The sequence below is a fragment of the Streptomyces sp. NPDC056161 genome (assembly GCF_042268025.1).
In the GTDB taxonomy this organism is placed as follows: Bacteria; Actinomycetota; Actinomycetes; order Streptomycetales; family Streptomycetaceae; genus Streptomyces.
In genome coordinates, this window is record NZ_JBHJUV010000035.1 from 38,669 (window position 1) to 51,120 (window position 12,452).

The 12,452-nt window shown below is 71.2% G+C and carries 15 protein-coding genes; 9 read left to right on the forward strand and 6 right to left on the reverse strand.

The window, feature by feature from the left end:
- Window positions 1-29: 29 nt before the first annotated feature.
- Window positions 30-746 carry an IclR family transcriptional regulator NdgR gene (gene ndgR / locus ACFC09_RS28750; RefSeq protein WP_376533235.1) on the reverse strand — a complete coding sequence of 239 codons (717 nt, stop codon included), beginning with the start codon at window positions 744-746 and terminating at the stop codon, window positions 30-32.
- Between the two features lie 190 nt (window positions 747-936).
- Between ndgR and leuC the strand changes: the two genes are divergently transcribed.
- The 4 genes from leuC (at window position 937) to ACFC09_RS28770 (ending at window position 4,252) form a co-directional block, all read left to right on the forward strand.
- Window positions 937-2,367: a 3-isopropylmalate dehydratase large subunit gene (gene leuC / locus ACFC09_RS28755; RefSeq protein WP_376533236.1), complete on the forward strand. Its 1,431-nt coding sequence runs from the start codon at window positions 937-939 to the stop codon at window positions 2,365-2,367.
- Between the two features lie 15 nt (window positions 2,368-2,382).
- Complete coding sequence (gene leuD / locus ACFC09_RS28760) at window positions 2,383-2,976, forward strand: 3-isopropylmalate dehydratase small subunit (protein ID WP_376533237.1); 594 nt, start codon at window positions 2,383-2,385, stop codon at window positions 2,974-2,976.
- Window positions 2,977-3,242: 266 nt separating this feature from the next.
- A complete protein-coding gene (locus ACFC09_RS28765) occupies window positions 3,243-3,473 on the forward strand; it encodes a hypothetical protein (RefSeq protein ID WP_376533238.1) in 231 nt (76 codons plus the stop codon).
- 137 nt (window positions 3,474-3,610) lie between these two features.
- Window positions 3,611-4,252, forward strand: coding sequence for an HU family DNA-binding protein (locus tag ACFC09_RS28770; RefSeq protein ID WP_376533239.1), 642 nt, complete (start codon window positions 3,611-3,613; stop codon window positions 4,250-4,252).
- 392 nt (window positions 4,253-4,644) lie between these two features.
- Here ACFC09_RS28770 and ACFC09_RS28775 read toward each other — a convergent pair whose 3' ends face one another.
- Entirely contained in the window at window positions 4,645-4,857 is a 213-nt protein-coding gene (locus ACFC09_RS28775) for a hypothetical protein (RefSeq protein ID WP_121890790.1), read from the reverse strand.
- Window positions 4,858-4,866: 9 nt separating this feature from the next.
- Window positions 4,867-5,505 (reverse strand): 2-phospho-L-lactate guanylyltransferase, encoded by a 639-nt coding sequence (gene cofC / locus ACFC09_RS28780; RefSeq protein WP_376533240.1) that lies wholly within the window; start codon window positions 5,503-5,505, stop codon window positions 4,867-4,869.
- 145 nt (window positions 5,506-5,650) lie between these two features.
- On the opposite strand from cofC, the gene ACFC09_RS28785 reads away from it, so the two are divergent.
- The 3 genes from ACFC09_RS28785 (at window position 5,651) to ACFC09_RS28795 (ending at window position 8,847) form a co-directional block, all read left to right on the forward strand.
- Window positions 5,651-6,439 (forward strand): lysophospholipid acyltransferase family protein, encoded by a 789-nt coding sequence (locus ACFC09_RS28785; protein ID WP_376533241.1) that lies wholly within the window; start codon window positions 5,651-5,653, stop codon window positions 6,437-6,439.
- Window positions 6,436-7,446: an NAD(P)H-dependent glycerol-3-phosphate dehydrogenase gene (locus ACFC09_RS28790; protein ID WP_376533242.1), complete on the forward strand. Its 1,011-nt coding sequence runs from the start codon at window positions 6,436-6,438 to the stop codon at window positions 7,444-7,446. The genes ACFC09_RS28785 and ACFC09_RS28790 overlap by 4 nt, the downstream gene beginning before the upstream one ends.
- Window positions 7,447-7,689: 243 nt before the next feature.
- Complete coding sequence (locus ACFC09_RS28795) at window positions 7,690-8,847, forward strand: D-alanine--D-alanine ligase family protein (RefSeq protein WP_376533243.1); 1,158 nt, start codon at window positions 7,690-7,692, stop codon at window positions 8,845-8,847.
- 173 nt (window positions 8,848-9,020) lie between these two features.
- Here the strand turns inward: ACFC09_RS28795 and ACFC09_RS28800 are convergent, their stop codons facing one another.
- Window positions 9,021-9,536 carry a DUF3515 domain-containing protein gene (locus ACFC09_RS28800; RefSeq protein WP_376533244.1) on the reverse strand — a complete coding sequence of 172 codons (516 nt, stop codon included), beginning with the start codon at window positions 9,534-9,536 and terminating at the stop codon, window positions 9,021-9,023.
- Between the two features lie 21 nt (window positions 9,537-9,557).
- The gene (locus ACFC09_RS28805; RefSeq protein WP_376533245.1) at window positions 9,558-9,791 is read right to left on the reverse strand and encodes an Lrp/AsnC family transcriptional regulator; all 234 of its coding nucleotides are present in this window, start codon (window positions 9,789-9,791) and stop codon (window positions 9,558-9,560) included.
- Between the two features lie 251 nt (window positions 9,792-10,042).
- Between ACFC09_RS28805 and ACFC09_RS28810 the strand changes: the two genes are divergently transcribed.
- Together ACFC09_RS28810 and thiD are read left to right on the forward strand one after the other, a co-directional pair.
- Window positions 10,043-11,008, forward strand: coding sequence for a thiamine-phosphate kinase (locus ACFC09_RS28810; RefSeq protein ID WP_376533246.1), 966 nt, complete (start codon window positions 10,043-10,045; stop codon window positions 11,006-11,008).
- Window positions 11,005-11,799 carry a bifunctional hydroxymethylpyrimidine kinase/phosphomethylpyrimidine kinase gene (gene thiD, locus ACFC09_RS28815; RefSeq protein ID WP_376533247.1) on the forward strand — a complete coding sequence of 265 codons (795 nt, stop codon included), beginning with the start codon at window positions 11,005-11,007 and terminating at the stop codon, window positions 11,797-11,799. Before ACFC09_RS28810 ends, thiD begins: the two co-directional genes overlap by 4 nt.
- Before the next feature lie 246 nt (window positions 11,800-12,045).
- On the opposite strand, the gene rpmB is transcribed toward thiD, so the two are convergent.
- Entirely contained in the window at window positions 12,046-12,231 is a 186-nt protein-coding gene (gene rpmB, locus ACFC09_RS28820; protein ID WP_004924906.1) for a 50S ribosomal protein L28, read from the reverse strand.
- Between the last annotated feature and the right edge of the window lie 221 nt (window positions 12,232-12,452).

A 12,452-nucleotide genomic window follows, 5' to 3' on the forward strand; every position in this document is an offset into this window, starting at 1 on the left:
TGGGTGCCCGTACGGTCCGGTCGGCAGGCTCAGCCGGAGCGGCGCAGGGCCTCGGAGAGACGCGCGGCGGCGTCGATCACCGCCTGGGCGTGCATCCGGCCCGGGTGCCGGCTGAGCCGCTCGATGGGGCCGGAGACGGACACGGCGGCCACCACACGGTTCGAGGGGCCGCGCACGGGCGCGGAGACCGACGCCACGCCCGGCTCGCGCTCGCCGATGGACTGGGCCCAGCCGCGGCGCCGCACCCCCGACAGGGCCGTCGCCGTGAAACGGGCGCCCTGCAGTCCGCGGTGCAGGCGCTCCGGCTCCTCCCAGGCCAGCAGGATCTGCGCGGACGAGCCCGCCTTCATCGTGAGCGTGGAACCGACCGGGACGGTGTCCCGCAGGCCGGACAGACGCTCCGCGGCGGCCACACAGATGCGCATGTCACCCTGGCGCCGGTAGAGCTGGGCGCTCTCGCCGGTGATGTCGCGCAGATGCGTGAGCACCGGGCCCGCCGTCGCCAGCAGGCGGTCCTCGCCCGCCGCCGCGGCCAGCTCCGCCAGCCGCGGGCCGAGGATGAAGCGGCCCTGCATGTCGCGTGCCACCATGCGGTGGTGTTCCAGCGCCACGGCCAGCCGGTGGGCCGTGGGTCGTGCCAGTCCGGTGGCCCCGACCAGACCTGCGAGGGTGGCCGGACCGGACTCCAGAGCGCTCAGGACGAGGGCCGCCTTGTCCAGAACGCCGACGCCGCTACTGTTGTCCATGCAACGATATTCGCGTCTCACTCTGTGAAACGCAAGTTCAATTTCCGGTGGAACGCGCCACTCTGGAAGACACAGTGGCCCGCGGTCCGGCGGGCTTGGCGACGGACGCCCACAGGACAGGGGCACGGGCGCCGTTTCCAGGGAAATCTCTAGTTGGGTCGGTGCAGCACTGCCGACCGGAGGGAAAGCGATGGGTAGGACACTCGCGGAGAAGGTCTGGGACGACCACGTCGTCCGGCGCGCCGAGGGCGAGCCCGATCTCCTCTTCATCGATCTGCACCTGCTGCACGAGGTCACCAGTCCGCAGGCGTTCGACGGCCTCAGGCAGAGCGACCGCAGGGTGCGCCGTCTCGACCTCACCATCGCGACCGAGGATCACAACACTCCGACCCTCGACATCGACAAACCCATCGCGGACCCGGTCTCCCGCGCCCAGCTGGAGACGCTGCGCAAGAACTGCGCCGAGTTCGGGGTGCGGCTGCACCCGCTGGGCGACGTGGAGCAGGGCGTGGTGCACGTCGTGGGCCCGCAGCTGGGCCTGACCCAGCCCGGTACGACGGTCGTCTGCGGCGACTCCCACACCTCCACGCACGGCGCCTTCGGCGCGCTGGCGTTCGGCATCGGCACCTCCCAGGTGGAGCACGTGCTGGCCACCCAGACGCTGCCCATGGCCCGCCCGAAGACCATGGCGATCACGGTCGACGGCGAGCTGCCCGCGGGCGTCGCCGCCAAGGACCTGATCCTGGCGATCATCGCGAAGATCGGCACCGGCGGCGGCCAGGGCTACATCCTGGAGTACCGCGGCACCGCCGTCGAGAAGCTCTCGATGGAAGCCCGGATGACCATCTGCAACATGTCGATCGAGGCCGGCGCCCGCGCGGGCATGATCGCTCCCGACGAGACCACCTTCGCCTACCTCAAGGGCCGCCCGCACGCCCCCGAGGGCGCCGACTGGGACGCCGCGGTGGAGTACTGGAAGACGCTGCACACCGACGAGGACGCGGTCTTCGACGCCGAGGTCGTCATCCACGCGGACGAACTCACGCCGTTCGTCACCTGGGGCACCAACCCGGGCCAGGGCGCGCCGCTTTCGGCGTCCGTCCCCGACCCGGCTTCGTACGAAGACGCTTCGGAGCGGCTGGCCGCCGAAAAGGCCCTGGAGTACATGGGGTTGGAGGCCGGACAGACGCTGCGCTCCATCCAGGTGGACACCGTCTTCGTAGGCTCCTGCACCAATGGGCGCATCGAGGACCTGCGCGCCGCCGCGGGCGTCCTCAAGGACCGCAAAGTCGCCGACGGCGTACGGATGCTGGTCGTTCCGGGCTCCGCGCGGGTGGGTCTGCAGGCCGTTTCCGAGGGGCTGGACGTGGTCTTCAAGGAGGCCGGGGCCGAATGGCGGCACGCGGGCTGCTCGATGTGCCTGGGCATGAACCCCGACCAGCTGGCCCCGGGTGAGCGTTCCGCGTCCACCTCCAACCGCAACTTCGAGGGCCGGCAGGGCAAGGGCGGCCGTACCCATCTGGTATCGCCGCAGGTCGCGGCCGCGACGGCGGTCCTGGGCCACCTGGCGTCCCCCGCCGACCTGTCCGAGACCGACATCCGTACGCCCGCCGAAGTCTGAGAGTCGCTGAGGATCATGGAAGCATTCACCACGCACACCGGCCGGGCCGTCCCGCTGCGCCGCGGCAACGTCGACACCGACCAGATCATCCCTGCTCACTGGCTCAAGAAGGTCACTCGGGACGGATTCGAGGACGGGCTGTTCGAGGCATGGCGCAAGGACCCGGAGTTCGTGCTCAACCGCCCCGAGCGGCAGGGTGCCACCGTCCTGGTCGCCGGCCCCGACTTCGGCACCGGCTCCTCCCGTGAGCACGCCGTCTGGGCGCTGCAGAACTACGGCTTCAAGGCCGTGATCTCCGCCCGGTTCGCCGACATCTTCCGCGGTAACTCGCTGAAGAACGGCCTGCTCACAGTGGTGCTGGAGCAGAAGATCGTGGACGCGCTGTGGGAGCTGACCGAGCGGGACCCCGAGGTCGGGATCACCGTCGACCTGGAGCGCCGCGAGGTGCGCGCCGAGGGCGTCACCGCCGCCTTCGAGCTGGACGAGAACTCCCGCTGGCGGCTGCTGAACGGCCTGGACGACATCTCGATCACCCTCCGGAACGAGGACGACATCGCCGCGTACGAGGCGAAGCGGCCCGCGCACAAGCCGCGGACGCTGAAGGTCTGATTCTCCGGCCCACAACAGGTCGACTTTCGGCCACCTCAACACCCCGTCTGTACCCCCGATCGCCACGATTGGGGGTACAGCCATGTCTGCACCCGAACGGCCCCGGTGCCTCCCGGAAGATCTTCCAACTCCCCACGTTAGAGGGGCGATTGCCGGGGTAGGCGGGCACCCGGGCAGTGGCTCCGGGTGGGCCCGAGGAGCGCCGCGAACGGCGCCAGTTGCCCCCTGGGCAGGCGACAACTCGCCCCAGATGGCACAATCTGTGCATGGAACACGACGGCCAACTCCAGCTCTATGCGGCGGTCGCGGACCAACTGAAGGAAGCGCACGCAAGGGTGCGCGCACTGCAAGTCCCGGAGGGCGTACGGATGGCGCTGACCCGGAAGCTGCTGGTCATTACGGCTGCGGCCAAGCACGATCTCGCCGACGCGGCAAGGCGGCTCGACCGGTTCACCACGGACCTCGACGCGGGGCGAATCCCCGAAGAGGAACGCTGAACCGGTCCGAGAGGGCCGAGTCCGTTGCGGCACAAGGGTGATTAGCCCGTTTCGTGTTTGATTTGCGGTATATATCTGCCTAACGTGCGAAAAAGCTTGAACACTTTCGTTCTGGCGATGTCTCCGAAGGGGAAGACGTGAACAAGGCGCAGCTCGTAGAAGCGATTGCCGACAAGATGGGTGGCCGCCAGCAGGCCGCCGATGCTGTCGACGCGGTCCTGGACGCCATCGTCCGCGCCGTCGTCGCGGGCGACCGGATCTCGGTCACCGGCTTCGGGTCCTTCGAGAAGGTGGACCGTCCAGCCCGTTACGCCCGCAACCCCCAGACGGGCGAGCGGGTTCGGGTCAAGAAGACCTCGGTACCGCGTTTCCGTGCCGGTCAGGGCTTCAAGGACCTGGTGAGCGGCTCGAAGAAGCTCCCGCGCAGCGGCGAGGTCTCCGTCAAGAAGGCGCCCAAGGGCAGCCTGACCGGCGCTGCTTCCGCGACGGTCAAGAAGGCCGCGGCCAAGAAGGCCACCGCCAAGAAGGCGGCGGCCAAGAAGGCCCCGGCGAAGAAGATCACGGCCAAGAAGACGACCGCGGCGGCCAAGAAGGTCACGGCCAAGAAGACGACCGCCAAGAAGACCACCGCGGCCGCCAAGAAGGCCACGGCGAAGAAGGCCACCGCCAAGAAGGCGGCGGCCAAGAAGGCCCCGGCGAAGAAGGTCACGGCCAAGAAGGCCCCGGCCAAGAAGTCGACGGGCCGCAAGACCACCGCCAAGAAGGCCACCGCCCGCTAGGCACAGGCGCGCGGGGCACTCACACGCCGGGCCGGACTCCCTCGGGAGCCCGGCCCGCGGTGTGTTCCGGGGGCTCGGCCCGCGGCTCTTGCCGGGGCCGGGGGAGGGGTGGAGGAATCGGGAGCCGGGAGGCCGGAGGGGCCTCGGGCTCCGGCGTGGCCGGCGGGGACCGGTCGGGAGGCGCTGGCGGTCGTCCGCGGGGCCGGGACGGCCGAGGACTCAGTGCGTTCGCGGGGGATGGTGCCGACCGAGGGCTCAGTGCGTTCGCGGGGGATGGTGCCGACCGAGGGGTTCGGGGGACTCGTGGAGCCTGCGGGGTGTCGGCGGGCCCGGTGGGAGCGGCGCTGAAGGGGACCGCGGGGCCGACGGGGCCGGTGCGGGGGTCCCGCGGCTCAGAGCGTCTGGAGGGTCACCAGGGTGATCCGCAGGCCCGGCCCGGCGCCGTCCGCCGGTTCCGTCTCGATCCGCACCCGCTGTCCGGGCCGCAGCAGCCGCAGCCCGCCCGCGTCGAACGCCGGCGCGTCGAAGGGCACCGGGGTGCCGTCGTCCAGCAGCACCTGCCCACTGCGGGTCTCGGGGTCGTAGGTGTACGCGGTCGCCTGCATGGCGGCAGCCTACTGCCCGGGGATCAGCAGCCGCGCGGCCGCGGCCGCGGTGCGCGGGCCCACCCCCAGCGCCAGCGCCGCGCGCAGGTCGTCGCCGGTGTCCACGTCCTGCCGTACCGAGTCCACCGCGTCCAGCCGGAGTTCCACCGCGCCCGACGCACCGTGCCGGGCGCGGGAATCGACGCCGAAAGCCGGGAGCAATTCCAGGCCCGGGGCCGCCGTCAGCAGAGTCGTGCCGATTCCGGCCGCATCGGGGAGAAAGGCGCGCGGGAATTCTGCGGCGGCGTCCAGTACCCGGGACAATTCCGGCGGGCGCAGGGCGGGCAGATCGGCGTTCAGCGCCGCCACCGCGGACCCCGCGTCCGCGGCCCGTACCATCCCGGCCGCGTGCGCCAGGGCGGCGTTCAGGCCGCCGCCCGGTTCGTCCGCGACGATCCGCGCGCCCAGCGCCGCGAGTTCCCGGCCGGCCAGTGCGTCGTCGGTGACGACCGCCACATCCCGTACCGCCTCGCCGGCCAGCGCGGCGGCCACCGTGTCCTGCGCGAACGCGAGGGCCAGCCCCGGGCGCAGCCCGTCCGCGGCGGTGTCCGCGAGTCTGCTCTTGGCCAGTGCCAAGGGCTTCACGGGGATGACCAAGGTCCACTGCACTGACGTATCGTTCCTCTCTCGTCGCGGCCATTGTCACCCGGGTCGGCCGAAGGCCCGGGAAGCGGGGCGTACGGTGTCCTCGACAGACAGGCCGCCCGGAGCGACACTTGTGCGGCTCCCCAGGCCCTTAGAGGAAGGTGTCCGTGTGTCCCGCCGCAGAATCGGCTTCTGGTACCGCTTCGCCGCGGTGATCTGCAAACCACCGCTGGTGGTTCTGATCAAGCGGGACTGGCGCGGAATGGAGCACATTCCGGCCGAGGGCGGATTTATCACCGCGGTGAATCATAATTCCCACATCGACCCCTTCGCTTACGCGCACTATCAGTACAACACCGGACGGGTGCCGCGATTCCTGGCGAAGAGCGGTCTGTTCAAGAAGGGATTCGTCGGGGCCGCGATGCGCGGTACCGGACAGATTCCCGTCTACCGCGAGAGCACCGACGCGCTCAGCGCCTTCCGGGCCGCGATCGACGCGGTGGAACGCGGCGAGTGCGTCGCCTTCTACCCCGAGGGCACCCTCACCCGCGACCCGAACGGCTGGCCCATGACCGGCAAGACCGGCGCCGCGCGGGTGGCCCTGCAGACCAGGTGCCCGGTCGTCCCCATCGCCCAGTGGGGCTGCAACGAGCTGCTGCCGCCGTACGCCAAGAAGCCCGACCTGCTGCCGCGCAAGACGCACCACGTGCTCGCGGGCCCGCCGGTGGACCTGTCGCGCTTCTACGGCCAGGAGATGACCGCGGACGTCCTCAGGGAGGCCACCGAGGTCATCATGGCCGCCGTCACCGGCCTGCTGGAGGAGATCCGCGGCGAGAAGGCGCCCGCGACGCCGTACGATCCGCGCCGGGAGCGGATCGACCAGCGGCGCAGGACGCAGGCGCAGGCCGTCGAGGAAAGGCAGGCGCAGACCGTTCAGGAAGGGGACGGCGGCAAGTGAGCGAGCCGGTCAAGGCGGCGGTCTTCACCGCCGGTTCGTGGGGCACGGCGTTCGGGGTGGTGCTGGCCGACGCGGGGTGCGACGTCACCCTGTGGGCCCGGCGCCCGGAGGTCGCCGAGGCGATCAACTCCGCGCGGGCGAACCCCGACTACCACCCCGGCGTCGAGCTGCCGAGAAACCTGCGGGCCACCACCGATCCCGCCGAGGCCGCCGCCGGCGCCGACTTCACGGTGCTGTCGCTGCCCGCGCAGACGCTGCGCGAGAACCTCGCCGCCTGGGCCCCGCTGCTGGCGCCCCGTACCGTCCTCGTCTCCCTCATGAAGGGCGTGGAACTCGGTTCCACGATGCGGATGAGCGAGGTCATCGAGGACGTCGCCAAGGTCGGCCGGGACCGGATCGCCGTGGTCACGGGCCCCAACCTCGCGCGTGAGATCGCCACCCGGATGCCCGCGGCGGCCGTCGTCGCCTGCACCGACGAGGCGGTGGCCCGGCGGTTGCAGACCCACTGCCACACGCCGTACTTCCGCCCGTACACCAACACCGACGTGGTGGGCTGCGAGCTGGGCGGCGCCGTGAAGAACGTCATCGGCCTCGCCGTGGGCATCGCCGACGGCATGGGGCTCGGCGACAACGCCAAGGGCTCGCTGATCACGCGCGGGCTCGCCGAGACCACCCGGCTCGGCGCGGCGCTCGGCGCCGATCCGCTGACCTTCTCCGGACTCGCCGGTCTGGGCGACCTGGTGGCGACCTGTTCCTCGCCGCTCTCCCGCAACCACACCTTCGGCACCAACCTGGGCAGGGGGATGACCCTGGCGGAGACCGTCGCGGTCACCAAGCAGACCGCCGAGGGCGTCAAGTCCTGCGAGTCCGTGCTGGATCTGGCCCGTCGGCACGGCATCGACATGCCCATCACGGAGACGGTCGTCGGCATCGTGCACGAGGGCAAACCACCGGTCGTGGCCCTCAAGGAGCTGATGTCGCGCAGCGCGAAACCCGAACGACGCTGAACAGCACCGACCGGCCGGACAGCACCGACCGGCCGGGCAGCACCGACCGGCCGGACAGCAGTGAACGGCCGAACGGCACTGGACGGCTCACCGGCCGAACGGCACTGACCGCTCGAACGGCGAACGGCGCTGACCTGCTGAACAGCACCGAACGGAAATGACCGAACCAGCCGGTTTTTGATCCGTTTGCGTACGGGGGTGACACTGTCTCCGGCCTCTACCAACCGGTACTCTCATCGCGATATGAGCACCGAGAACCTCCCCCAGAGCCCTGAGCAGCAGCCTCGCAAGCCGCGTGTGGCCGTCGTGTTCGGCGGGCGCAGCTCCGAACACGGGATCTCCATGGTCACCGCGGGCGCCGTGCTGCGTGCCATCGACCGCACGAAGTACGACGTGCTGCCGATCGGCATCACGCGGGACGGGCGTTGGGTGCTCACCGCGGACGACCCGGACCGCATGGCCATCGCCGAACGCCGCACGCCCGAGGTGGAGGAACTCGCCGAGTCGAGCGAGGGCGCGGTGGTGCTCTCCGTCGATCCCGCCAACCGCGAGGTCGTCTACAGCGAGCCCGGCTCCGTGCCCAAGGCGCTGGGCGAGGTCGACGTGGTCTTCCCGGTGCTGCACGGCCCGTACGGTGAGGACGGCACCCTCCAGGGGCTGCTGGAGCTGTCCGGCGTCCCCTACGTGGGTTCGGGCGTGCTCGCCTCTGCCGTCGGCCAGGACAAGGAGTACATGAAGCGGGTCTTCACCTCCTTCGGCCTGAAGGTCGGCCCCTACCTGGTGATCCGGCCGCGGGAGTGGGAGCGCGACGAGTCCGCCGCCCGCAGGCGGATCGTCGACTTCGCCGGTGAGCACGGCTGGCCGCTGTTCGTGAAGCCCGCGCGCGCGGGTTCGTCGATCGGCATCACCAAGGTCGACGATCTGTCCGGTATCGACGAGGCGATCGCCGCGGCCCGTGCGCACGACCCGAAGATCCTGGTGGAGGCGGCGCTGCGGGGCCGCGAGATCGAGTGCGGGGTGCTGGAGTTCGAGGACGGGCCGCGGGCCTCCGTGCCGGCCGAGATCCCGCCGCCGGACGCCCACGCGTACTACGACTTCGAGGCGAAGTACATCGACTCCACGCCCGGCATCGTGCCCGCCCCGCTCAGCGGTGAGGAGACCTCCGAGGTGCGGCGGCTCGCGGTGGCGGCGTTCGAGGCCGCCTCCTGCGAGGGCCTGGTCCGCGCGGACTTCTTCCTCACCGAGGACGGCGAGTTCGTGATCAACGAGATCAACACCATGCCCGGCTTCACGCCGATCTCGATGTACCCGCAGATGTGGCAGGCGTCCGGCATCGGCTACGCCGAGTTGGTGGACCTGCTGGTGCAGGCGGCGCTGCGGCGCAGCACGGGACTGCGCTGAGGCCGCACCGAAGGGCTCGGCCGCACCGAAGGGCTCGGCCGTACCGGAGGGTTCGGCCGAGAGTCAGGTGGGAGGGGTCCGGCGAAGCGGTCGCGGTGGCTCGCCGGCCCGCAGTCCGCGGTGCGCCGTGGCCGGCCGTGCGGTTCCCGGCGCTCCTTCGGGGGCGCGGGGCGTCAGGTCATGGAGGCGATCCCCGAGGGGATCGCCTCCTTCACGGCGGGCGCGAGGCCGACGAGCACCGGCGAACTCTGCCGGCCGTCCTTCCCCTTCGGCAGGGTCACCTGCACATACGCCTGACGGTTGGCCGTGGTGAACCGCCAGGTGCCGTCGGACTGCTGCTCCATCAGCCAGTCCACGCCGTTCACCGCGCCCGCCATCGCATCGGGGTCGTCGCCCTTCGCGACCTTGGGGTCGATCATCTTGGGCGGCCGGGTGACACCGCAGCGCAGTATGATCGCCGGGCTTCCCCAGCCCGCCGTGTAGGCGGACCGGGGCTCGGGGTCGTTGCGGCTGCGCCCGTCCAGCGTCCGCGGCAGCGCCTTGTCCAGGTTCTGACACAGCCCGGCCGTCTTCGCGTCCGGGCTGGGAACCGCGACGGTGCCGCTGTCGTCTGCCGAGGAGCAGCCCGCGACGGAGATCAGCAGGGCCAGCGCGGGCAGGCCGAGCGGCCGGTGCCGGAAGAAGTTCACCGGCCAAAGCGTAGTCGGGGGCTACAGATGCACGATGGGGCAGGTCAGTGTGCGCGTGATGCCGTCCACTTGCTGGACCTTCGCGACCACCATGCGGCCGAGTTCGTCCACGGTGTCCGCTTGCGCGCGCACGATGACGTCATACGGTCCCGTCACGTCCTCGGCCTGGATGACCCCAGGGAGCTTGCTGATCGTTTCGGCGACGGTCGACGCTTTGCCGACTTCCGTCTGGATCAGGATGTACGCCTGTACCACGGAACCTCCAGGGCGGCCACGAGGATCATGTGGGGAAAAGGAACGCCACGGTATCGCGTCGCCGCTCGCCGCGGGGAGACCCGCGCAGACCAGGGCCCGCGCGCCGGGGTGCAGGCGCGACAGAGGTTGACGGCCGCGCCGGCGGTGCCGAGGCCGACGGCGGAGCGCGAGCGGGCACGGACAGATCGCCGGCGGGCACGGACAGGTACTGTGCGAGCAGGCCGGAAAGGTATAGAAGGGGCGAAAGGGCAATGAAGGGCACTGTCGGTGAACTGGGGGAATTCGGGCTCATCAGAGAGCTGACCTCCCGCCTGACGACCACGCCTGCGGTCCGGGTAGGTCCCGGTGACGACGCCGCGGTGGTCGCCGCCCCCGACCGCCGGGTGGTGGCGAGCACCGACATCCTTCTGGAGGGGCGGCACTTCCGGCGCGACTGGTCCACGGCGTACGACGTGGGGCGCAAGGCCGCCGCGCAGAACCTCGCCGACATCGCGGCCATGGGCGCCGTACCCACCGCCCTGCTGCTCGGCCTGGTCGTGCCCGCCGAACTCCCGGTCACCTGGCCCAGCGAGCTGATGGACGGACTGCGCGACGAGTGTCAGGTCGCCGGCGCCTCGGTGGTCGGCGGCGACGTGGTGCGCGGCGACACGATCATGGTGTCGATCACCGCGCTCGGCGATCTGCGCAACCAGGAACCGGTGACCCGGGCCGGCGCCCAGCCCGGCGACCTGGTCGCGGTCACCGGCTGGCTCGGCTGGTCCGCCGCCGGGTACGCGGTGCTCTCCCGCGGCTTCCGCTCGCCGCGCGCCTTCGTCGAGGCCCACCGGCGGCCCGAGCCGCCCTACCACGCGGGTCCGGCCGCCGCCGCGCTGGGCGCGACCGCGATGTGCGACGTGAGCGACGGGCTGATCGCCGACCTCGGGCACATCGCGGAGGCCAGCAAGGTCCGCATAGACGTCCGCTCCGGTGCCATGGACGTACCGACCCAGATGAACGACATCGGGCAGGCCGTCGGCGTCGACCCGCTCCAGTGGGTGCTGACCGGGGGAGAGGACCACGCGATCGTGGCGACCTTCCCGCCGGACGTGAAGCTCCCGGCCCGCTGGAAGGTGATCGGCGAGGTCCTCAACCCCTCGGCGCTGCCCCGGGTGACGGTCGACGGCGCGCCGTGGACCCGCAAGGGCGGCTGGGACCACTTCGGGGACATCGAGTCATGAGCGCGCCACCCAGGGTGCTGACGGTCGCCGGTTCCGACTCCGGCGGGGGCGCGGGCATTCAGGCCGACCTGAAGACGATGCTGGCGCTGGGTGTGCACGGCATGAGCGTGATCACCGCGGTCACCGCGCAGAACTCGCTCGGGGTGCAGGGCGCCTGGGAACTGCCGGTGCAGGCGGTACGGGCCCAGTACCGCAGCGTCGTCGACGACATCGGCGTCCAGGCGGTGAAGACCGGGATGCTGGCCTCCGCGGAACTCGTCGAGACGGTCGCGGAGTTGATCGGCGGGACGGACGCGCCCGTGGTCGTCGACCCGGTGGGGGTCTCCAAGCACGGCGATCCGCTGCTGGCCGCCTCGGCGCTGGACTCGGTGCGCACGGCGCTGCTGCCGCTGGCGACCGTGGCGACCCCGAACCTGGACGAAGTGACCCAACTCACTGGCGTACGCGTCGATTCGGAGTCCGGGATGCGCGAGGCCGCCGGGGCGGTGCTGGCGTACGGACCGGACTGGGTGCTGATCAAGGGCGGGCACCTGGCCGGGGACGCCGTGGACCTGCTCACGGACGGTACGCGGGAGCACTGGCTGCGGGCGCCCCGGCACGACAACCGGCACACGCACGGCACCGGCTGCACGCTGGCGTCCGCCATCGCGGCGGGGCTGGCGAAGGGCCTGTCCGTGCCCGAGGCGGTGACCGCGGCCAAGGAGTACGTCACCGGGGCCATTGCGGCCGGGTTCGCCCTGGGCCGGGGGATCGGGCCCGTCGACCACGGCTGGCGCTTCCGGCCGCGCTGACCGCGTCGTACGGGCGGGGGCGGGGGCGGGGGCGGGTACGGAGTCGGCCGAGGACACGGGCGTACGGGTGCTACGCCCCTGTGGTGCGGTCCCCTCCGGTGCGGCCCGCCGCCCGTGCCGCCGCACCGCTGTGCGGGCGCAGCAAAAAGCCGGCCCACCCTGAGGTGGACCGACTCGATGCGGCGAACCGGCGATGGCCGCGCACTGCGGGGTCCCCCGGCCCGTTCGGGACGCGGGGGATGTGCGTCAGCGCGAGACCTTGCCGGCCTTGATGCACGAGGTGCAGGCGTTCACGCGCTTCGGCGTCCCGCCGACCACGGTACGCACACGCTGGATGTTCGGGTTCCAGCGGCGGGGCGTACGGCGGTGCGAGTGCGAGATGTTGTTGCCGAAGCCCGGCCCCTTGCCGCAGACGTCGCAGTTGGCAGCCACGGGTCACTCCAAAGACTTCAGATGCACTTACGGTTGATCCCGGCAGGCCGAGGATCGAGATCCGAAGATCGAAGATCTTGAGTGGCGTTGCCAGGGGAATGGCCCGATCAGGATCGGGCAACCGGAGCAGCATACAACGACTGCGCCCGTGGGGCGAAACTACCATGGCAGCTCAAGGGCCTCCTGCGGCCCTGCTCCGGCCGACCACGATCCGGGGTCTA

Bases quoted from the DNA above. Each gene is read 5' to 3' on its own strand.
- ndgR (WP_376533235.1), bottom strand. From the start codon at position 746: ATGGACAACAGTAGCGGCGTCGGCGTTCTGGACAAGGCGGCCCTCGTC.
- ACFC09_RS28775 (WP_121890790.1), bottom strand. From the start codon at position 4,857: ATGCAGGCGACCGCGTACACCTACGACCCCGAGACCCGCAGTGGGCAG.
- ACFC09_RS28810 (WP_376533246.1), top strand. From the start codon at position 10,043: ATGAAGGGCACTGTCGGTGAACTGGGGGAATTCGGGCTCATCAGAGAG.
- leuD (WP_376533237.1), top strand. From the start codon at position 2,383: ATGGAAGCATTCACCACGCACACCGGCCGGGCCGTCCCGCTGCGCCGC.
- ACFC09_RS28795 (WP_376533243.1), top strand. From the start codon at position 7,690: ATGAGCACCGAGAACCTCCCCCAGAGCCCTGAGCAGCAGCCTCGCAAG.
- leuC (WP_376533236.1), top strand. From the start codon at position 937: ATGGGTAGGACACTCGCGGAGAAGGTCTGGGACGACCACGTCGTCCGG.
- thiD (WP_376533247.1), top strand. From the start codon at position 11,005: ATGAGCGCGCCACCCAGGGTGCTGACGGTCGCCGGTTCCGACTCCGGC.
- ACFC09_RS28765 (WP_376533238.1), top strand. From the start codon at position 3,243: ATGGAACACGACGGCCAACTCCAGCTCTATGCGGCGGTCGCGGACCAA.